Genomic DNA, 20,442 nt, shown 5'->3' with positions numbered 1-20,442 from the left:
CTAGAACCCCAGGCTCTCCAGCAGATCGTCCACCTGCGCCTGATCCGTCACCGCCTCCGGGTTGTCGGCCTTGATCTGCGGCCCATTCATCAAGCCGTTGGCCTGGACGATCGCGAGCTCCGGCCGCTTCTCCATCGGCGAGTTGTCGATCAGCACTTGCAAGAGCTGCGTCTCGACCTCGTTGACCACTTCCATCATCTTCTTGATGACCTGCCCCGTCAGGTCCTGGAAGTCCTGCGCCATCATGATTTCCATCAGCTGGGAGTTGATGGCGCTGGCGCGCTCGGGCACCTGCTGGAGGTAGCCGCGCGTGTCCATCACCAGCTCCCGCGCTCGGTCGAGCTCGATCGGGTTGGCGAACCACTGGTCCCAGCGCCCGCTCAAGTCCTTGGCGCCGCTGGACAGCGCTTCCTGCATCGGCTGCGCGACGTCGATCGCGTTCAAGGCGCGGTGGGCGGCGCGCTCGGTCATGGCGGCCACGTAGTTGAGGCGGTCGCGCGCATCGGGAATGGCCTGCGCGGCGCGCTCGACCTGCTTGTCCAATCCCAGCTCGCGCATGCCCTCGCGCAGTTGCCGCGTCAATTGGCCGATGCGGCCCAGCAGTTCGTCGTGCTTGTTGCCCGGTATGTTTGCGCTCATCTCATGCCGTCTCTTTCTGGATCTTCTCGAAGATCTTGTTGAGCTTTTCCTCCAGCGTGGCAGCGGTGAAGGGCTTGACCACATAGCCGTTGGCGCCGGCCTGCGCCGCGGCGATGATGTTTTCCTTCTTGGCCTCGGCGGTGACCATCAGCACCGGCAGCTTGGCCAGCTCGGGATCGGCGCGGATCGTCTTCAGCATGGTCAGTCCGTCCATGTTGGGCATGTTCCAGTCCGACACCACGAATCCGAAATCGCCGCCGCGCAGCTTCTCGATGCCCGCAGCGCCGTCCTCGGCCTCGTCGACGTTGAGGAACTCGAGCTCCTTCAACAGGTTGCGCACGATGCGGCGCATGGTCGGGAAGTCGTCCACGACCAAAATTTTGATGCTCTTGTCGATCACGATTTCTCCAGCTTCAATGATTCAGTTTCAAACCGGCGTCACACACGGTTGGTGCGTTCGCCGAAGGTGCGCGAGTACGCGGCGGCTGATCTCGTTCAGGGGCGAAACCTCATCGACGGCCCCCAGCAGCACGGCCTCGCGCGGCATCCCGTAGACGACGCAGCTCGCCTCGTCCTGCGACAGCGTGTGGGCGCCCGCCTGCCGCATGCGCAGCAGGCCCTCGGCGCCGTCGCGGCCCATGCCGGTGAGGATCATCCCGATGGCGTTCTTGCCCGCATGCCGGGCTGCCGAGTCGAAGAGCACGTCGATCGAGGGCCGATGCCGGTTCACCGGCGGCTCCTGGTTCAGCTGGGCCACGTAGTTGGCGCCGCTGCGGCCCAGGGCCAGGTGCCAGCCGCCGGGCGCGATGTAGGCATAGCCCGGCAGCACGCGCTCGCCGTGCTCGGCCTCCTTCACGTGGATGCGACACAGCCCGTCCAGCCGTTGCGCGAAGGAGCGCGTGAAGCCGGGCGGCATGTGCTGTGCGATCAGCACCGCCGGCGCGTCGGGCGGCAGCGGCTGCAGTACCTCGCGGATGGCCTCGGTGCCGCCTGTGGAGGCGCCGATGATGATCAGCTTTTCGGTCGACAGCAGCGGGCTGCGCAGCAGCGGTTCGTGGGCGCTCTCGGCGGCCGGCCGCGCCGCCGCCGGGCGGCCCGGCAGCAGCCGCGCCTGCGCCGCTGCGCGGATCTTGCCGGCGATGTGCTCGGTGTACTGGATCAGGCCGTCGCGCACGCCCAGTCGAGGCTTGGTGACGAAGTCGATGGCGCCCAGCTCCAGCGCGCGCAGCGCGATCTCGGAGCCACGCTCGGTGAGCGACGACACCATCACGACCGGCATCGGCCGCAAGCGCATCAGCTTCTCGAGGAACTCGAGCCCATCCATGCGAGGCATCTCGACGTCCAGCGTGAGCACGTCGGGGTGGGTCTGCTTGATGAGGTCGCGCGCCACCAGGGGATCGGCAGCGGTGCCCACCACCGTCATGTCGCTCTGGCTGTTGATGAGCTCGGTCATCACGCTGCGGATCAGCGCGGAATCGTCGACACACAGGACCTTGATCTTCTTCATGAGAGGCACCTCCCCTTGTTCTTGCCGACTGCGGCGAGCTTGCGCAGCAGCTCGCCCTCGTCGCGCTGCACGGACTGCACGTCGACCTGCGCGCGCAGCTTGCGCACCACCGCCTTGCCGCTTCGCGGCAGCAGGCACACGCGGCGTGCATGCGGGCCGCGCAGGTCCTGGGCGGCGACGGTGATGCGCTCAGCCTCCAGGTAGCGCAGCACGAAGTCGGCATTGCGGTCACCGATGTTCAGCGTGGTCATGTTGGCGAGCACTGCGGCGCCGCCGAAGACCTTGGCCTGCAGCCGGTCGCGCCGCGCGCCGGCGCGCAACAGCTCGCGGATCAGCACGTCCATGGCGTAGGCGCCGTAGCGCATCGACTCGGACTGCCCGCGAGTCCCCGGCTCCGCGTCTTCCGGCAGCATGAAGTGGTTCATGCCCGAAACGCCTGCATCGCGGTCGACCACACAGGCGGCCACGCACGAGCCCAGCACGGTGGTCATGACCGTGTCGGCGGCAGTGACGTAGTACTCCGAGGGAAGCAGCTTGACGGCCATGCAGTCGAAGTCGCGGTCGAAGTAGTGGTGGCTGGCGATCGAGCCCGGGACGGCTGCGGTCATCGCAGAGCCTCTCGTCTTGCCGCTTGCCCGACCCGGGGAAATTCGAGGCGGGGACACCGGCGCTTCTGTTGGGACGTTGCGCTTTGTCCGAGGAGCAAGACAGTACTCATGCCCTCCCCTTCCGATTCACTTCATAGACCGTCTGCCCGATCGCCTTGAACCCGGGACTCACCAGCGACGCATTCTCCGAATGCCCCGCAAACAGCACCCCCCCCGGCTTGAGCAGCGGCTCGAAGCGATCCAGGATCCGCTTCTGCGTCGGCTTGTCGAAGTAGATCATCACGTTGCGGCAGAAGATCGCGTCCACCGGCTCCTTCACGGGCCACGACGGGTCCAGCAGATTCAGGCGCTCGAACCGGATCATGGCGGCAAGCTCCGGCCGCACCCGCACCTTGCCCGCATTGCTGCCCGTCCCCTTGTTGAAGAAGCGCCGCAGCCGCTCGGCAGACAGGCCCTTCACCTGCTCAAGCGTGAAGACGCCGGCCGAGGCCTTGGCCAGCACCGCGGTGTCGATGTCGGTGGCGATCACGCGCGCCGTGCAGGCCCGCTCGCCCAGGGCCTCGACCAGCGTGATGGCGATCGAGTACGGCTCCTCGCCGGTCGAGGCCGCGGCGCACCAGATGGTGATGGGCTGCCGGGCGCGCTTCGCATGCTCGGCCAGCACGGGAAAATGGTGCGCCTCGCGGAAAAAGGAGGTCAGGTTGGTGGTGAGCGAATTGATGAAAGTCTGCCACTCCTCGCCGTCGTGGCTGGACTCCAGCATCTCGAGATAGCGCGAGAACTCCGGCAGCCGCAACTCGCGCAGGCGGCGCGACAGCCGGCTGTAGACCATCTGGCGCTTCTGCTCGCCCAGGGCAATGCCCGCGCGACGATGGATCAGCGTGCGGACCTTTGCGAAATCGTGGTCGGTGAAGAGGAATTCGGAGTTCACGAGCGACGCCGGGGATTGGCTTTCAATGTACATAGCGCATGTCTTTTTCAATGTGGCGATCAAGCGCCCAAAAGCCCTGCATCTCGCCTCAGGCTGCCTCGGCGGGGCCGAGGTCCTGGGCCCAGGCCAGTGCCGACAGGTGTGCGGCGTTGACCTGGTCTGCGCTCATGAAGAGCGCCTCGGCCAAGCCCGCGGCGCGCGCGCCGTCTTCCTCGCAGCTCTCCGCGAGTGCCAGGAAGGGACCGTAGGCGCCTTCGCGTGACAGGATCGCCTGCTGGACCGCCTCGCTGAGCTGGACCTTCCCGAGCACCTCGCGCATGGGGACACCCAGCAGCCGGTCGATCAGCGAGAACATGCCGACCACGAAGAGGTTGTCCGCATCGGAGGCCGGCAGCATGCCCTTGCCCATCAGCTCGACGAAGCGTCCGCGCATGACGGCCTTCTTCATCATGAAGGGCGGGCTGGCCTTGGCATTGCTCATGGCCAGCAGCACCGAGAGCCAGCGGAACAGCGGCGCATAGCCGAGCATGGTGACGGCATGCCGCAGCGAATGGATCTCGACACCCGCGCCGATCGCCGGCGAGTTGATGTAGCGCAGCAGCCGATAGGTGAGCGCAGCGTCGCGCTTGAGCACGGCCTCGATCTCGCGAATGTCCTGGTTGCGCTGGATCATCTGCATCAATTGCACGATCAGCATCGACTCGGGCTGCAGGGCGCCACCGCTGGGCACATCGTGCTCCCCGGGCTGCAGGCGCGGTCCCTCGACGAACACCTCCAGGCGCTGCGCGGCAGCGACCTCGAAGTCGTCCCACTCCACCATGCGCGTGACGATCAGCTGCAGCGGGGGCCGGCCTGGCAGCGCTTCGTCGCGCAGGCGCTCCACCAGCGCGCTGTCGCCAGCACCCACGTCGAAGTGGGTCACGAGGCCGCACAGCTCCTCTTCCTGCGGCAGCGCGTCGGCGCCGCACAGCATGAAGCTGAAGCCCTGCTCGCGCAGGAACAGCACGATGGGACGCAGATCCTCGTTCCCGAGGAGGTCGGCGCCGACGCACAGCACGACGTTCTCGGGCGGCAGGAGCTGCAGCTCGCTCGCCACGATCGATTCGGCCGTGACGTCGACGAACAGCTGGGTGCGCCCGAGCGCCCAGCCGGCCTTCGGGTCGTTGAGGTGCCTGCCCACGCAGGTCATCAGCGCCTTGAATTGCGCAAGGGCATCGGCCGCGTTGTCTCGCGAGGCGGCACGCCATGCGAGCCTGTAGCCCATGACGCGCTTGCCTGCGTCGAGCAGCTGGGCATAGGTCACGTAGCCGCTGGTGTCGCGTTCCCCGGCGGTGGGCACCGGGGCGGAGGCCGAGAGGCCGCTGGATTCCTGCCGTCGGAAAAAGTCGAAGCGCATGGCGTGGATCTCCCCTGCCTTCAGGCTGCGATCGCGTCCATCCTCGATGCACCCGCCAGTGCGGCGGCACTGGCGGCCTGGGCCCGCTGGATGCGCGGCATGGCGCTGACGTCGATGATGAAAGCCACGCTGCCGTCGCCCAGGATGGTCGCGGCGGAGATGCCGGGCACCTTGCGGTAGTTGGTCTCGAGGTTCTTGACCACCACCTGGTGCTGGCCGAGCAGCTCGTCGACCAGCAGCGCGAAGCGCGTGTCGTCCGCCTGCACGATCACCAGGATGCCCTGCGTTGGCTGGGTCTGCGCGCCTGCCACGTCGAACACGCGGTGAAGCTCGATGAGCGGGAGGTATTCGCCGCGCACCTTGATCACATGGCCGTCGGCGGTGATCGAGTGCAGGTGCTCCGCCAACGGCTGCAGCGACTCGATGACGTAGCTCAGCGGCAGGATGTAGGCCTCTTCGCCGACCTTGACCGACATGCCGTTGAGGATGGCAAGCGTCAGCGGCAGCACGATGCGGGTGGTGGTGCCGCGACCTTCGCGCGAGCTGATCTCCACGTGGCCGCCCATTTCCTGGATGTTGCGCTTGACCACGTCCATGCCCACGCCGCGGCCCGAAATGTCCGTGACCTGCTCGGCGGTAGAAAAGCCGGGCGCGAAGATCAGCTGCCACACCTCGTCGTCCGGCATGCCGTCGCTGACCGGAATGCCCTGCTGCTGCGCCTTGGCCAGGATCTTGCCGCGGTTCAGCCCGGCGCCGTCGTCGCTGACCTCGATCACGATGTTGCCGCCGTGGTGCTGCGCCGACAGCAGCAGCTGGCCTGTCGCGTCCTTGCCCTTGGCAAGTCGCTGCTCGGGCGTCTCGATGCCGTGGTCGAGGCTGTTGCGCACCAGGTGCGTGAGCGGGTCCACGATGCGTTCGATCAGGCCCTTGTCCAGCTCGGTCTCCTTGCCGTAGGTGTCGAGCCGGACCTGCTTGCCCAACTTGGCACTCACGTCGCGGATCACGCGCGGGAAACGGCTGAACACGTAGTCCATCGGCATCATGCGGATCGACATCACCGACTCCTGCAGGTCGCGCGCGTTGCGCTCCAGGTGGCCCAGGCCGCTCAGGAAGCGCTCGTAGGCCACGGGGTCGAGCATGGTCGCGGCCTGCGTCAGCATCGACTGGGTGATGACGAGTTCGCCCACGAGGTTGATGAGCTGGTCGACCTTCTCCACATCGACGCGGATCGAGCTGGACTCCTTGCCATTCCCTGCTGCTGCTGCTGCTGCGGGAAGGGCCGCAGCCGCCTGCGCAGTCGACGCGCCGGCAGCTGGCGCTGCCTTCGGCGCTGCGGCCGATGGCTCCGCGACGGGGGCATCGGCAGGCTCGCCTGCCACTGCCTCGTGCGCGATGTCGATCTGCGACTCGTCGATGACGAAGCAGCACACGGCGATGATGTCGTCGGGGCTGCAGGTGGTCTCGAGCAGCGCCGTCAACTGGTCGCCGCTGCGCGTGCGCGACATCAGCTTGCCCAGGTTGCCGAGCTCGTCCGCCAGCAGATCGCATTCGCTGTCGGACAGGCCCGAGAAGCGGATGCGCAGCGCACCCTGCGGCACCGGCTCTGCGGGCGCGGCGGCCACCGGCGCGGGTGCAGGCGCCGGAGCGGGCCCGGGCGCAGCCCCGGCGGCGCCGTTCTCCATCGCCAGCTGTTGCAGCACGGCGCAGATCTGCGCCACTCGCTCAGGCTCCGGTTCTTTGCCCGCCTGGTAGGCCGTCAGTTGTTCTTGCAAGGCGTCCTTCGTTTCCAAAAAGGTATCGATCATCGGAGCGCTCAGGCTCAGTTGGCCATGGCGCGCCCGGTCCAGGAGGGTCTCCAGCAGGTGCGTGGTGTCGGTCAGGGCGGTGAAGCCGAAGGTGGCCGCGCCGCCCTTGATGGAGTGCGCGGCACGGAAGATGGCGTTGAGCTGCTCGGCATCGGGCGCGGCGACATCGAGTTCGAGCAGCAGCTGTTCCATCTCGGCCAGCAGCTCGACCGCCTCGACGAAGAATGCTTGTGTGAATTGACTGAGGTCCATGTGTTGCTCCTTGATCCGGCTTCTGCGGGCGGGTTAGTTCTGCTGCGGCGGCGGCTTGTAAGCCGTCACCTTGACGTTGTCGACGGGCAAGGGCGAAGGCCGCTGCACGCGTCCGGCGCGCGTGGCGCCGCCGGGCCCGTCGCCGCTGTTCTCGCGCTCGATCCGCTGCTGCGTGCGGTGGTTGAGCACGATGATGCTGATGCGTCGGTTGATGGGGTTGCGGGGCTCGGCCTTGTCCAGGTGCATGCTGTCGGCCAGGCCGACCACTCGCATCACCTTGTCTTCGGCCATGCCGCCCATCACCAGCTCGCGGCGCGAGGCGTTGGCGCGGTCGGCCGACAGCTCCCAGTTGCCGTACGAGCGGTCGCCGTTGGTGTAGACGACGGCGTCGGTATGGCCGGACAGCGTGATCTTGTTGGGCAGCTCCATCAGCACCGGACCGATCTCGCGCAGGATGCCGCGCACGTGCGGCAGCAGCCGGGCGCTGGCCAGGTCGAACATCGGGCGGTTCTCGTTGTCCACGATCTGCAGGCGCAGGCCTTCGGTGGTGATGTCGATCAGGACCTGCGAACGGAACTGCTTGAAGACCGGGCTGTTCTCGATCAGGTCGTCCAGCCGCCTCTTCATGCTGGCCAGGCGATCCGCGTCGGCCGCGTCTTCCATGTCGGCCTGGGCCAGGCGGACCTCGCCGTCGACATGCGTGGTCGGGTCCATGCCGCCGCCGGGGATGACGCTGGTGCTGGTGCTGCTCTTTTCGCCGCCGTTGATCGCGACCTTGAGCGGCATGCGGAAATGCTCGGCGATGCCTTCGCGCTGCTTGGGGCTCGCGTTCGACAGCAACCACATGACGAGGAAGAAGGCCATCATCGCCGTCATGAAGTCGGCATAGGCGATCTTCCAGCCGCCGCCATGATGCCCGCCGCCGCCGTCACCCGCGACGCGCTTGACGATGATGCGACCCTTGTCCGCGCTCATGCTCCTACCCTTGCCATATCAGTGCTTTACGCCGGCAACGCACGAACCCGCGCCCGCGGTTCGGAGAACACCGCGGAACCGGCTTCGCCGGGCCGCTGGTGTTGCCCCCGGTGAGGGGGTGGGCGGCCACACGAAGTGGGCCAACCTGGGGGCGAGCAACATCCCCACCGCGGAACCGGCTCTGCCGGGCCGCCGGTGTTGCCCCCGGTGAGGGGGTGGGCGGCCACACGAAGTGGGCCAACCTGGGGGTGAGCGTCATACTTTTGCCTTGACTTCGCGCACATGGCTGTCGAGCTCGGTGAAGGTCGGCCGCTCGGTCGAGAACAGGACCTTTCGGCCGAACTCCACCGCCAGCTGCGGCGCGTAGCCGTTGAGGCTGGCCAGCAGCGTGACCTTGGCGCACTGGTACATCTTCATGCCCTCTTCCACCTTCTGCTCGATCACGGAGGCCAGCGGCGCGACGAAGCCATAGGCCAGCAGCACGCCGAGGAAGGTACCGACCATGGCATGGGCGATCAGCGCGCCCATCTCCGCGGGCGGCAGGTCGGCCGAACCGAGCGCATGCACCACGCCCATCACTGCGGCCACGATGCCCAGCGCGGGCAGCGCATCGGCAACGCGCGAGAGGCTGTGGCTGGGCACTTCGGCCTCGTGGCGGATGGTCTCGATCTCGTGGTCCATCAGCGCCTCGATCTCGAAGGCATCGGTGTTGCCGCTGATCACCAGGCGCAGATAGTCGCAAAGGAATTCCATCATGCTGGCGTCGGCCAGGATGTCGGGGTAGCGCGCGAAGATCTCGCTCGAAGCGGGCGCCTCGACATCGGCCTCGAGCTTCATCATCCCTTCCTTGCGCGCCTTGGCCAGCAGCTCGTAGAGCAGTGCCAGCAAGTCCATGTAGAGCTGCCGGTTGTGCTTGGAGGAACGCAGGAGCAACGGCAGCTCCTTGATGGTGGCCTTGATGGTCTTGCCGTTGTTGCCCGCGATGAAGGCGCCGAGGGCGGCACCGCCGATCATCAGCAACTCCACCGGCTGGAACAGGACGCCGAAGTGGCCGCCCATCAAGGCATAGCCGCCGAAGACGGCCCCCACTACCACCAGATACCCGACCAGAACCAGCACGCGCTTCCCCTTTTGCCCTTCCAGGCATCGAATCCAGTGCCTGCCGTCAGGGCAGGGTTGCCTGCAGAGCCCTCCCTTCGGGCGCTGCTTCCCGTCTATCGGCAGGGGGAGCCGGTTTCTGAAGCCCTGATTCGCCGGAGATGCCTGCTGCAACGCGCTTGGCGCCACGCGCCTTGCCAGCGCGGGAAGGCGGGCGGCACAGCACGCACACATAGCCGTGCTTGCTGTCGTGCGCGTGCGCGACGAACTTGCCGCCGCACCGGCAGCAGCCGCTCAGCTGCAGCATGTCGCTGTCGAAAAACCGCACCATCGTGTAGGCGCGCGTGAAATCCAGCACGATTTCGCCGCCCTGCAATTCAATCTGCTCCACGTAGAGCCGATAACTCTTGATAAGTGCTTGCAAACCAGTCTCATCGGCGTGCGTCAACATGAATTGATACATGTTGTAAAACATCGACGAATGAATATTGGCGAGCCACGTCATGTACCAATCCGTGGAAAAAGGAAGCAATCCCTTGGGTGGCGAAACGCCCCTGAGTTCCTTGTAGAGGCGGATCAGGCGTTCGCGGCTGAGGTCGACCTCCGCCTCCAGGAATTGCAGCCGGGCGCCCAGCTCGATCAGCTCGATCGCGAGCTGCACTTCGCGGACCTCGCGCAGCACGCTCTTCCGGGTCAGTGGCCCGGTGGCCCCGCTCACGCCGCAACGCCGGCTTCACGCACCTGCAAGCGCCGCGCCGACATCAGGATGGACATGTGCGCTTGCTGCAGCGTCGTCTCTTTTTCTTCACCCACGACCGCCGACATGGACGGGTGGTCGTCGATGCGGAAGCTGCAAAGCAGGAAGTTGGAGGTTGCCAGCTTGAGGATCTGCGCGAGCGACATGCCGGCGAGCATGTCGGCCAGTTCGCGGCTGACGCCGAGCTTGAACATCGCCGCTGCCCGGTCCTGCTTCACGAGCTTCTGGGCGAGGAGCATATAGGCGAGATTGATGTCTCCAATTTCTTTCGAAATGTCGCCGCCTGCCCCATTCATCACCTTGTCCATTTCCACTTTTGCACTCCGTTCATTCAGGCCTCAAGTGTATGCAGGACGCTTCAGATATGTAACGTTTGTAGCGTTTGGCTCTGGGAAGTGAGGAATAAATTACAGAGTCTGTGCGAATTGTCCTACAGGGGGCTTTCAGAGGGAGGGAGGCCTTAAGAAGAACTCATGCATTTTCATAAGTACGTCCTCGTTGAATTCGATTAGAAAAAAGTAGTACCCGGTCAACGTTGGTTCAAGGCATCAAAAACCGCAGGCTATTTGCGCCACCAAAGTATTACATTCCGCCTTTTCAATTCAGGGCGAACTGCGCCCCTCCTCGGCGCGCTCGAGGCCATGGATCCAGGCCATGACTTCGGCCACGGCACGGTAGAGCTCCGGCGGGATCTGCCGGTCGAGGTCGAGCTGCATCAGCAGGCCGACCAGCTCGGGCGAAGCGTGAACGTAGAGCCCGTTCTTCCGGGCCTCGCGCATGATCGAATCGGCCACCACGCCATAGCCCTTGGCCACCACGACCGGGGCCTGGCGCTTGTCCAGGTAAGACAGGGCCACGGCGCTGGGGCGCTCGTCCGGGGCGGGGTTCATCCGGCCTCCCTGTCGCTGACGCGCAAGCCCTCGAGCCGCAGGCCCGCGGATTCGAAGCGCTGCTGGAGCTCCATGCCGTGGGCCCGCAGTTGCCCGGCAGTGGCGGCACGGCTTGCCACGACCTGTGCCTGCACTGCGCTGCCCCCCAGTGTCAGGCGCAGTTCGACCAGGCCGAGGCGCGGCAGTTCGAGCGATACCGTCGTGCTCCAGCGCCGCGCTTCGTCGGGCTGCGCGGCGTCGTCGTCACGCCGCCGCTGGCCGTCCTGCTCGATCGACCAGTCCATCGGAACCTCCGGCCACGCCTGGCCGCTCCAGCGGAATACCGCGGTGGCCAACAGGTCGAGCTGCTGGTGCACGACCGTGGCGGCCTGGGGGTGAATCAATTCGGCTGGCTGCAGCATTGCATTCGGACCAGCAGGCGCCTCGCCATGGCGCAAGGCCGCCGCTTCCGCGCGCTGCCCCGCGACAGCCGCGTCCAAAGGCGTTGCAAATGCGCGCTCGCCCGCTTGGTACGCCGCGCGCACGCGCTGAGCGTCGGCAAAGGGGGGTGCACCGGTCGCGCCGCTTGGGATATGCGGCGCCGGCCCATGCGCAACGAGCGCCGCATTCGGCCCACCCTGCCCTGGTAGCGGCGCGGGGGGCACCGCAGCGCCCGGCGTGAACGCCGGCACTGCATCGGGCGCCATCGGCAGCGCCGGCATGGCCGCCGTCGGCAAGGTGGACACAGGGGCCAAGGCGGCTCGCACGGTATCGGACGGTACCTGCACCGCCGCAGCAGCCGATCGCGTCTCCGTACCGCCTCTCTGCAGCTGGAAACCTGGCGAGGCGGGCGTGGCCCAGCGCGCCTGCGGTTCCTGCGCCAGTTGCGCCAGCGTGCGTGCGCCCGAAGCGAACTCGCGAAGGTGCGATTCGTAGAACAGCCCGCTGCGGTCCACCGTTTGCCCCAGCGCCGCAGCAAGAGTCGCGGCGTTGGCCGGCTGCCGCGCCGCAGGCCACAGCGGCGCGGTTGCGCGCAGCGGCCCCGCGTCCGGCCACTCCGCCAGCAGTGCACCGATCAGGCGGGCCGCCGCGGACAGCCGCGCGGCCGGAGGCGCCGTCGCGTCCGGCGCAGCCGCCGCAGCGGGCAAGCCGGACGGCAGCTGGCGCTCCAGCGCGATATGGGAGGGCAGGCGCACATCGTTCGCAACTTTCTGGACCTGGACCACCGGCCCGGGCTCGGCATCGCTCGCGACCTGGCCCTGCTGCAGCGCGACCAGTCCCAGCCGCGGCGCAAGCTTGGCGGCCAGCAGCGCGTGATCGGGCGGTACGCCGAGCCTGCTCATCCCGGTGGTTGTGCCCCGCCGCTCAGCGCGGCGCGCCGTAGGCCCGGTCGAGCTCGCTGCGCTTCTGCAGGCCGGCCATCGTGGCCACGAGGTGCGCGAGCTGCGGCTTGACGAGCTCGCACACCGCCCGCTGGTCGGCGCGGATGCGCTCCAGCAGGCGACGTGCCTGCGCGACTTGCGCTGGTGCCAACGTCTCCTGCGGCGAGACGACACTCAGCCGCTCGAGCACCGACACGCACTGCACCTCGAGCTCGGGCAAACGGTCCCATTCCTTCGCGCGTGCCAGCGCCGCCATCAACGACAGGTTCGAAGCCAGCTGGTCGTAGCACTGGACGACTTCGCTCATGGCGGCCATGTCCTTTTCCTTTTCCATCGTCTTCGATTCAGCGCTCGCCGCCACCCATCTCGCGCCATGCGGACCCGACGCTTTCCAGCAGCGACCCGGCCTCATCGAGCGCGCGCAGGTCGTCGCGCAGGTTGGCCTGCAGCAGGCGCCGGACCACATAGTCGTACAGCGCCGACAGATTGGCCACCAGTTCCGCGCCGGCGGAGCCGCCCGCCTTGGCATCCAGGCTGGCCTTCAGGCCATTGGCGACGATGCCGACGGCCTTCGAGATGGCTTGTCCCTTGGCCGCGACATCGCCCTCTGCGATGTGATGCCGCGCCATGCCGATGGCCGTGATGGCGCCGTCGAACAGCATGCAGATGAGTTGGTGCGGCGATGCGCTCATCGCCTGCGTTTCGACGCCCAGGCGCGCGTAGGCGCCGGCGCCGGTCCTGAGGTTATGGGGTGTGTACATCGACGGCTTTCGTTCGGCTGATTACTTCTTGCTGACGCCGTTCATGGCGTCGAACTGCTGCGTGAGGTAGTTCATGGTGTTGTTGAGGCTGTTCACCAGCACGTCGAGCTGCGTGAACTGCGCCCGATAGCGCTCCACTGTGGAATCGACGCGGGCCTGCACGGCGTTGTACTGGTCGCTCAGGTCTTCCAGGGTCGTGTTCACGCCGTTGGTGGCGGTCGTCAGCGCGCCGTCGCTGGAGGTCATTTCCGTCACGAGCGCGCTCAGTTGCTTGCCGTAGCCGGCGGTGCTGCCAGTGCCGCTGGAGAACAGGCCGGCCACGCCGCTCAGGTTCTTGCTCAGCGCACCGGAGAGCTTGGCGGAATCGACGGCCAGCGTGCCGTCCTTCTGGAAGCTCACGCCGATCTCGGACAGCACCTTCATGTCGTCGGGGCCGCCTGCCTGCGCGCCCGTGAGGGTCTGGCGCACCCGCGTGAGCAGGGTCCGCAGCGTCTGGTCGCCCATCAGGGCGGCACCCTTCTTCGCGTCGGCGTCGTAGGCCGTGAGCTTGGCCGCCGTGCTCTGCAGGCCGTTGTAGGCGTTCACGAAGGCCGTGATCGCCGTCGAGACTGCGGCGGTGTCGCTCGTCAGCTTGAGGCTGCTCGCGCCGATCTTCGCCAGCGTCAGCGTGGTGCCCTGAATGCCTTCCTGCACGGTATTGCCGGCACTGACGATGTCGATGCCATTGATGTTCAGCTTGGCGTTTTGGCCGACCGTGGTCTGCTTCATCGTCTGCGTGCCGGCCGGGTCGTAGGCCAGCAGGTTCTTCAGGGCGGCATCGCCGGCCACGGAGATCTGCATGGTCGAAGCCTCGCCCGACTGGGTCGACACCAGGACCAGCCGGTTGGGCGTGCCGCTGCCGTCGTTCACCACGCTGGCGCTGACGCCCGCGTTGGCCTTGTTGATCGCATCGCGGATGCCCTCGAGCGTGTTGGTGCCCGTCCCGACGGTGATCTGCGCCGGTGTGCGCTTGGGATCGGCATCGAAGGTCGCGCCGGTGTACTGGCCGGTGGCAGCGTCCAGCGAGCCGCCGTGAATGGCGCCGAAGTTGATGGTGATGGTGCCGCTGCCGATCGCCGTCTTGGCACTGGCCTGCCCGGTCGACACCAGCGACTGCGACTGGGCGAGCTGCGTGACATCGATCGCATAGCTGCCGGCGACGGCCGTATCTCCGGTGGTCACGCTCAGCACATCCGAGTCGCTGTTCGCGGCCTTCACGGTCTTGAAGAACTCCGGATCGGCGAGCTTGTCGCCGGCGGTCTTCAGCACGTTGAGCGCGCTCTGGACCTGCGAATAGGCCGACAGCTTCGTCGTGTAGCTGGTTGCCCGGGCCTGGATCGCGGCAAGGGGCTGGCTCTCCGCGGTCTCGAGCTTGGAGAGCAAGGTCGCGAGGTCGAGACCCGAGCCGACGCCGATGCTGCTGACTGCCATTTGCTGTTTTCCTCTTCCGTTGAGCCGTTTTCGCTTTTCCCTGCGGCCTCCGCCCGGAAAGCCGCAGGGAAAAGCGCAGGCGCGCGGCCTGGGAAGGCCCGCGCCTGCGCCGCGCGCACCTGCCTTGCGGCAAGTGCCTGGGCGCGATTTGCCGATCAGCGCAGCAGCGACAGAACGCCTTGCGTGGTCTGGTTGGCCTGCGCCAGGACGGAGGTGCCGGCCTGCTGCAGGATCTGGGCGCGCGTCATGTTCGACACTTCGACCGCGTAGTCGGCATCCTCGATACGCGAACGGGCGGCCGACAGGTTGTTGGTCGTGTTGTTCAGGTTCGTGATGGTCGACTCGAAACGGTTCTGGACCGCACCGAGCTGGCTGCGCAGTTCGTCGACGCCGGCCAGGGCCTTGTCGATCGAAGCCAGGGGGTCCTGGTTGTACTGCTCGCCCAGGGTCACGGTGCCGGTGCCGTCGTTGGCCACGTTGGCCTTGTAGTACACGTCGGCGCCGTTCTTCTGGCCCTTCACCACGTAGCCGCCGGCGCTGCCGTCGGCGTTCGTGACCTTGTGCAGCGTCGGCGATGCGCCCACCGAAGCTGCCGGCAGGCCGGACAGGTTGGCCGTGACGTCGGGGACCGCAACCGGGGGCACTTCGTAGCTGGTGATCGCGTCGGAGATGCCGGTAGTTGGAGCCGCTGCCGTTGCGAAGTCGGCGCTGTCGTACTCGACCTGGCCGGTCGCTGCGTCGAAAGTGGCCGAGATGACGCTCGTGCCGCCGTCCTTGGACACGAACCAGTCGCCGTTCTGGTCGACATACATGTCGATGGCCGCAGCCGCGTCGGTGTTCACGGCCTTCACGTTGTCGACATTGACGGTCGCGCCGGTGCCGGTGGAGATTTCCTGGCCGGCGGCAGCGAGCGTGGCCGTCGGGGCGGCGCCCAGCGGGGTCGAGCCGTCGAAGCTCAGCGTGCCGGAGGCGCTGTCGTAAGTGGCAGCATAGAAGGTCGTGCCGGCGTCGTCGGACACGTAGAGCGTGTCGGCGTCGCTGTCGTCGACGTACACGGTGTACGAGCTGGCAGCGGCGCTGTCGACGGCCGTCAGGTTCACCGAAGTGGTCGCACCGGTCGAACCCGGGGTCACGACGGTCGTGGCGGTGGAGCTGACGGTCGACAGGTCGAGCGACTTCTTGGTGATGTCCATGTTGCCCAGGCCGAGCGTCTTGGACGTGATTTCCTTCAGGTCGATGTTGATCGTCTCGCCGTCGTTGGCGCCGACCTGGATGCTCAGCTTGGCGTCCTTGGCGAGCACGTTCACGCCGTTGAACTGGGTCTGGGCCGACACGCGGTCGATTTCGTCGAGGCGCTGCTTGATTTCAGCCTGGATCGACGAGAGGTCGCTGCCCGAGTTCGTGCCGTTGGCGGCCTGCACCGACAGTTCGCGAACGCGCTGCAGGTTGTTGTTGATTTCGTTCAGCGCGCCTTCTGTCGTCTGGGCGAGCGAAATGCCGTCGTTGGCATTGCGCGCGGCCTGGGTCAGGCCCTTGACGTTGGCGGTGAAGCGGTTGGCAATGGCCTGGCCGGCAGCGTCGTCCTTGGCGCTGTTGATGCGCATGCCCGAGGACAGGCGCTCGATGGCCGTGTTCAACGAGCTCTGGGACTTGTTGAGGTTGTTCTGCGCCACCAGCGAGAGGCTGTTGGTGTTGATGACTTGCGCCATGTTCGACTCCTGATTAACAAAGGTTGTGGACTCCGGCCAAACCGGCCGCAACGCTGGACCCGCTTCCCACCGTGAGATTCAAGCCATCGTTGGTTCAGTTATCGGCAGGGCTTTCCGAACATTTAGGCCGGTGGTCGAAAAGATGCGACCGGGTCCACCCCCTCATGAATCAGGCCGGCATGCTCATCACTTCCTGGTAGGCCGCCACCAGGCGGTTGCGAACCTGGAGCCCGGTCTGGAAAGCCACGTTGGCCTTCTGCAGGTCGACCATCACATCGTTCAACGCGACGCCCGGTTTGCCGAGCTCGAAGGCCTCGGCCTGGCCGTAGGCCTTGTTCTGCGCCGAGCTGATGCCCTCGAGCGAGCGCCTCAGCTCGGCGGCGAAGCCTCCCTGCGCGGCCGGCTCGGCGGCAGGGCCGGATGCGATGCCCGACTGAAGCGCCGTCACCCGCATCTGCTGCAGGACGGATTCGATGGCTGAAATGGACATGAGAACCTTTTTCTTGGTTGATGAAGACTCGAAGCCGCCAAGGAAGCGCGATGGCGCTCCCGCGTGTTTTCAGCGTAACCGCGGCGGCCCGGAAGACATGCGCTCAACTGACGGAGAAAACCCCGGCTGTTCGGCCAATCGAATTCGCGTGTGCTGCCGAGAATCGATCGCGACACAAAAAGGCTGCTTGCGACTTCAACGGCATGACTCCACCTCGACGACTTCTCCCGCTCCTCCCGGCTTGCGCCATGGCAAGGGCCTCGGCATGAGCAGCACGGCAGCGCCCGCAGGCGCCATGCCGGCGACGGCCGGTGCGCCGCTGCTGGAACGCCTGCGCGCCCAGCCCAAGCTGCCGCTGATCGTCGGCGCCGCCGCCCTGGTCGCGGCCGCCGCGGCCTTCATGCTGTGGAGCCGCGCACCCGACTACAAGGTGCTCTACACCAACGTCTCCGACCGCGACGGCGGCGCGATCATCGCGTCGCTCACGCAGATGAACGTGCCCTACAAGTTCGCCGAGGGCGGCAACGCGATCCTGATCGCGGGCGACAAGGTCCCCGAGGTGCGGCTCAAGCTTGCGGCACAAGGCCTGCCCAAGGGCGGCGGCGTGGGCTTCGAACTGATGGACAACCAGAAGTTCGGCACCAGCCAGTTTGCCGAGCAGGTGAACTACCAGCGCGGGCTGGAGGGCGAACTGGCTCGATCGATCGAGTCGATCGGCACGGTCGAATCGGCCCGCGTCCACCTCGCGCTGCCGAAGCCCTCGCTGTTCGTGCGCGAGCAGAAGAAGCCTTCCGCCTCCGTGGTGCTGAGCCTGCATCGCGGCCGCGGCATCGACGAGGGCCAGGTCAGCGCCATCGTCCACATGATCTCCAGCAGCGTGCCGGATCTCGACCCCAAGAGCGTGACCGTGGTGGACCAGCGCGGCAACCTGCTGTCGGCCGCCAACGCCGGCGCGCGCGGGCTGGACGTGAGCCAGCTCAAATACGCGCAGGAGATCGAGCAGGGCTATATCCGCCGCATCGAGGCCATCCTGCAACCCGTCCTCGGCGCGAGCAATGTGCGCGCCCAGGTCGCGGCCGACATCGACTTCTCGGTGGTCGAGCGGACCGAGGAAAAGTTCGCGCCCAACCAGGACCCGCGCAATGCCGCGGTGCGCAGCCAACAATCGAGCGAGTCGACCCAGCTCGGCGCCACGCCCCCGGGCGGTGTGCCGGGCGCGCTGTCGAACCAGCCGCCGACGAACCCCAGCGCCCCGATCAATGCACCGCGCCCGGCCAACGCACCCGGCAACGGCACACCGGCACCGGGCGCCGCCGCCGCAACAACGACCACGGCAACCACCAGCACCGCGCCGGCGGGGCCCAGCAGCTCGCGCAAGGACACGACCACCAACTACGAGCTCGACCGCTCCATCCGCCATGTGCAGCAGGGCGCCGGCGGCATCAAGCGACTGTCGGTGGCGGTGGTGGTGAACAACGTCGCCGGCACCGACGGCAAGGCGCGCGCGTTGACGGCGGCCGAGGTTGACCAGATCCGCAACCTGGTGAAGGAAGCCATGGGCTACAGCCAGGAGCGCGGCGATTCGCTGAACGTGCTCAACAGCGCCTTCGCCCGCGACGGGCAGGACGAGCCCCAGGCCGAACTCCCCGTTTGGAAGGACCCTGCCACGATCGAACTCGCCAAGAGCATCGGCTTCTATGTACTGCTCGGCCTGCTCGCCCTCTTCGCATGGTTCGCGGTGCTCCGGCCGCTGCTGCGCAAGCACCTGGCGCCACCGCCCGCGGCGGCACCCGAGCCGGCACCGGCGGCTGCTGCCATCGATCCGGAGGATGAAGCCTCCGCCGCCCAGCTGAGCGCCCTCCAGCGCGAAGCCGACCGCCGCCAGGCCGACCTCGACTACGTGCAACAGACCGCCGAGCAGGACCCGCGGCTGGTGGCCACCTTGATCAAGCACTGGATGAATCCATGAGACCCCGGGCCGCTCCCAAGTCGAATAGAACCGCAGCGCGCAGCGCGGAGGTTACCCAATGAGCACAGCAGGAACACGCAAGGCCGCCATCCTCCTGATGTCCCTGGGCGAGGACCGCGCTGCCGCCACGCTCCACCACCTGCCCACCACCGAGGTGCAGGCACTGGGTGCCGCCATGGCCCAGCTGAGCCAGGTTTCCAAGGAAGAGCTGGCCGCCGTCCTCGCAGAATTCCGCCTCGAGACCGAACAGCTCTCCGCCCTGCACCTGGGCTCGGGCAGCTACATCCGCGCGGTGCTGCGCAAGGCGCTGGGCGACGACCGCGCGAGCAACCTGCTCGAAGACATCCTGCAGCCCGACGAGCCGCATGGCGGCATCGAGCGGCTCAACGACCTGGAGGCTGGCGAGGTGGTGGAGCTGATCAGGGACGAGCATCCGCAGATCCTCGCCACGCTGCTGGTCCACCTGGACCGCAAGAAGGCTTCCGAAGTGCTGGAAAAGCTCCCCGTGCGCCTGCGCCACGACGTGATCATGCGCGTCGCCACCTTCGGCGGCGTGCAGCCCGCGGCGCTTGCCGAGCTGACCGACGTGCTGACCGAGATGCTCTCGGGCGAAGGCCTCAAGCGCAGCCGCCTGGGCGGCGTTCGCACCGCGGCCGAGATCGTCAACCTCATGAGCACCGCGCAGGAGGAAGAGGCGATCGCCCACGTGCGCGAGCACGACGAGAGCCTGGCGCAGCGCATCGTCGACGAGATGTTCGTCTTCGAGAACCTGCTCGACCTGGAGGACCGCTTCGTGCAGCGCCTGCTCAAGGACATCGAATCGGAGTCGCTCATCGTCGCGCTCAAGGGCTCCACGCAGGAGCTGCGCGACAAGTTCCTCAAGAACATGTCGCAGCGCGCCGCCGAGACGCTGCGCGAGGACATCGAGCTGCGCGGCCCGGTGCGGGTCTCGCAGGTCGAAGCCGAGCAGAAGGCCATCCTGCAAGTGGTGCGCCGCCTCGCCGATGCGGGCGAGGTCGTGATCGCGGCGCCGGGAACCGATGACTTCGTTTAAGCAATCGAACCCCGCCCCCGCATCGCGTGCGCGGCTCGCTTCGGCCTACGCGTCCGCACGGCCGGACGCCGCGCCGAAGCCGTCCGCCAAGCCCTCGCTGTCCGCCTGGCAACGATGGGAGATGGGCACGCTGGACGGCGACGAGGCAGGACAGGACAACGTGCATGCCCTGGTCGTTCCGCGCGTGGACCCGGAAGTCCTGGCGCGCGACAACGAGCTGTCCCGGCTGCGACTGCTGGCGCGTGCCGAGGGCCGCGCCGAAGGTCACCGGGAAGGGCTGGCGAAGGGCCGGGCCGAAGGCCACGCCGAAGGGCTGGCCACCGGCTTCGCCGCCGCCAGCGCCCATGCCGAGCAACTGCGGGCCCTGGCGGCCACGCTGCCGGCCGCGCTGCGCCGCGCCGAAAGCGAACTGGCCGACGCCATCCTCACGCTCGCGCTCGACGTGGCGCGCCAGGTGGTGCACCGCACCTTGCGCGCGGAGCCCGAATGGGTGCTGCCGCTGGTGCAGGACCTGCTGCATGCCGAGCCCGCGCTGCAAGGCGAGCCGCGCCTGCTGCTGCATCCCGACGATGTGGCGCTGGTGAAGAACAGCCTCGGCAACGAGCTGCAGATCGCGGGCTGGCAGGTGCGCCCCGACGACACGCTCGCGCGCGGCGGCTGCCGCGTGCAGTCCGCCAGCGGCGAGATGGATGCCAGCCTGGAGACCCGGTGGAAGAGCGTCACCGCGGCGCTCACCCGCGACGTCGACGCACAATGAAGCTCTCCCCCAG

21 protein-coding genes are annotated in these 20,442 nt (G+C 67.1%); 3 read left to right on the top strand and 18 right to left on the bottom strand.

The window, feature by feature from the left end:
- The 18 genes from cheZ to fliE form a co-directional block, all read right to left on the bottom strand.
- Positions 1-639: a protein phosphatase CheZ gene (gene cheZ / locus E5CHR_RS09515; RefSeq protein WP_162579452.1), complete on the bottom strand. Its 639-nt coding sequence runs from the start codon at positions 637-639 to the stop codon at positions 1-3.
- A gap of 1 nt (position 640) precedes the next feature.
- Entirely contained in the window at positions 641-1,039 is a 399-nt protein-coding gene (gene cheY, locus E5CHR_RS09510; protein WP_162579451.1) for a chemotaxis response regulator CheY, read from the bottom strand.
- A gap of 27 nt (positions 1,040-1,066) precedes the next feature.
- Positions 1,067-2,146, bottom strand: coding sequence for a protein-glutamate methylesterase/protein-glutamine glutaminase (locus E5CHR_RS09505; protein WP_174255710.1), 1,080 nt, complete (start codon positions 2,144-2,146; stop codon positions 1,067-1,069).
- Positions 2,143-2,754: a chemoreceptor glutamine deamidase CheD gene (gene cheD, locus E5CHR_RS09500; protein WP_162579450.1), complete on the bottom strand. Its 612-nt coding sequence runs from the start codon at positions 2,752-2,754 to the stop codon at positions 2,143-2,145. The genes E5CHR_RS09505 and cheD overlap by 4 nt, the downstream gene beginning before the upstream one ends.
- Before the next feature lie 106 nt (positions 2,755-2,860).
- Complete coding sequence (locus E5CHR_RS09495; RefSeq protein ID WP_162579449.1) at positions 2,861-3,718, bottom strand: CheR family methyltransferase; 858 nt, start codon at positions 3,716-3,718, stop codon at positions 2,861-2,863.
- Between the two features lie 55 nt (positions 3,719-3,773).
- Positions 3,774-5,081, bottom strand: a complete 1,308-nt coding sequence (locus E5CHR_RS09490) for an EAL and HDOD domain-containing protein (protein WP_162579448.1) — start codon at positions 5,079-5,081, stop codon at positions 3,774-3,776.
- A 20-nt stretch (positions 5,082-5,101) separates the two neighbouring features.
- On the bottom strand, positions 5,102-7,138 hold the full coding sequence (gene cheA / locus E5CHR_RS09485; RefSeq protein ID WP_162579447.1) for a chemotaxis protein CheA: 2,037 nt from the start codon (positions 7,136-7,138) through the stop codon (positions 5,102-5,104).
- A gap of 33 nt (positions 7,139-7,171) precedes the next feature.
- The gene (motB, locus tag E5CHR_RS09480; RefSeq protein ID WP_162579446.1) at positions 7,172-8,113 is read right to left on the bottom strand and encodes a flagellar motor protein MotB; all 942 of its coding nucleotides are present in this window, start codon (positions 8,111-8,113) and stop codon (positions 7,172-7,174) included.
- Positions 8,114-8,368: 255 nt separating this feature from the next.
- Positions 8,369-9,232: a flagellar motor stator protein MotA gene (gene motA / locus E5CHR_RS09475; RefSeq protein WP_162579445.1), complete on the bottom strand. Its 864-nt coding sequence runs from the start codon at positions 9,230-9,232 to the stop codon at positions 8,369-8,371.
- Positions 9,233-9,278: 46 nt separating this feature from the next.
- On the bottom strand, positions 9,279-9,908 hold the full coding sequence (gene flhC, locus E5CHR_RS09470) for a flagellar transcriptional regulator FlhC (RefSeq protein ID WP_162583651.1): 630 nt from the start codon (positions 9,906-9,908) through the stop codon (positions 9,279-9,281).
- A 17-nt stretch (positions 9,909-9,925) separates the two neighbouring features.
- A complete protein-coding gene (gene flhD, locus E5CHR_RS09465; protein WP_232062282.1) occupies positions 9,926-10,276 on the bottom strand; it encodes a flagellar transcriptional regulator FlhD in 351 nt (116 codons plus the stop codon).
- A gap of 294 nt (positions 10,277-10,570) precedes the next feature.
- Positions 10,571-10,858 carry an EscU/YscU/HrcU family type III secretion system export apparatus switch protein gene (locus E5CHR_RS09460; RefSeq protein ID WP_162579443.1) on the bottom strand — a complete coding sequence of 96 codons (288 nt, stop codon included), beginning with the start codon at positions 10,856-10,858 and terminating at the stop codon, positions 10,571-10,573.
- The gene (locus tag E5CHR_RS09455; protein ID WP_162579442.1) at positions 10,855-12,180 is read right to left on the bottom strand and encodes a flagellar hook-length control protein FliK; all 1,326 of its coding nucleotides are present in this window, start codon (positions 12,178-12,180) and stop codon (positions 10,855-10,857) included. Before E5CHR_RS09455 ends, E5CHR_RS09460 begins: the two co-directional genes overlap by 4 nt.
- 22 nt (positions 12,181-12,202) lie before the next feature.
- Positions 12,203-12,526, bottom strand: a complete 324-nt coding sequence (locus E5CHR_RS09450; protein ID WP_232062016.1) for a flagellar protein FliT — start codon at positions 12,524-12,526, stop codon at positions 12,203-12,205.
- A gap of 37 nt (positions 12,527-12,563) precedes the next feature.
- Positions 12,564-12,980, bottom strand: coding sequence for a flagellar export chaperone FliS (gene fliS, locus E5CHR_RS09445; RefSeq protein ID WP_162579441.1), 417 nt, complete (start codon positions 12,978-12,980; stop codon positions 12,564-12,566).
- A gap of 21 nt (positions 12,981-13,001) precedes the next feature.
- Positions 13,002-14,450: a flagellar filament capping protein FliD gene (gene fliD, locus E5CHR_RS09440; protein ID WP_162579440.1), complete on the bottom strand. Its 1,449-nt coding sequence runs from the start codon at positions 14,448-14,450 to the stop codon at positions 13,002-13,004.
- A gap of 155 nt (positions 14,451-14,605) precedes the next feature.
- Complete coding sequence (locus E5CHR_RS09435) at positions 14,606-16,159, bottom strand: flagellin N-terminal helical domain-containing protein (RefSeq protein ID WP_162579439.1); 1,554 nt, start codon at positions 16,157-16,159, stop codon at positions 14,606-14,608.
- A 169-nt stretch (positions 16,160-16,328) separates the two neighbouring features.
- Positions 16,329-16,649 (bottom strand): flagellar hook-basal body complex protein FliE, encoded by a 321-nt coding sequence (gene fliE, locus E5CHR_RS09430; protein ID WP_162579438.1) that lies wholly within the window; start codon positions 16,647-16,649, stop codon positions 16,329-16,331.
- Positions 16,650-16,914: 265 nt separating this feature from the next.
- Here fliE and fliF point away from each other — a divergent pair, with 265 nt between their 5' ends.
- The 3 genes from fliF to fliH are packed head-to-tail and all read left to right on the top strand — an operon-like array spanning position 16,915 to position 20,429.
- The gene (gene fliF / locus E5CHR_RS09425) at positions 16,915-18,618 is read left to right on the top strand and encodes a flagellar basal-body MS-ring/collar protein FliF (RefSeq protein ID WP_162579437.1); all 1,704 of its coding nucleotides are present in this window, start codon (positions 16,915-16,917) and stop codon (positions 18,616-18,618) included.
- 58 nt (positions 18,619-18,676) lie between these two features.
- A complete protein-coding gene (fliG, locus tag E5CHR_RS09420; protein WP_162579436.1) occupies positions 18,677-19,672 on the top strand; it encodes a flagellar motor switch protein FliG in 996 nt (331 codons plus the stop codon).
- Complete coding sequence (gene fliH / locus E5CHR_RS09415; RefSeq protein ID WP_232062015.1) at positions 19,659-20,429, top strand: flagellar assembly protein FliH; 771 nt, start codon at positions 19,659-19,661, stop codon at positions 20,427-20,429. Before fliG ends, fliH begins: the two co-directional genes overlap by 14 nt.
- The last annotated feature ends 13 nt before the right edge of the window (positions 20,430-20,442 follow it).

The sequence above is a fragment of the Variovorax sp. PBS-H4 genome, assembly GCF_901827205.1.
Classification (GTDB): domain Bacteria; phylum Pseudomonadota; class Gammaproteobacteria; order Burkholderiales; family Burkholderiaceae_C; genus Variovorax.
The sequence above is the reverse complement of the archived record's forward strand: the minus strand, read 5'-3'. Positions and strand labels throughout refer to the sequence as shown.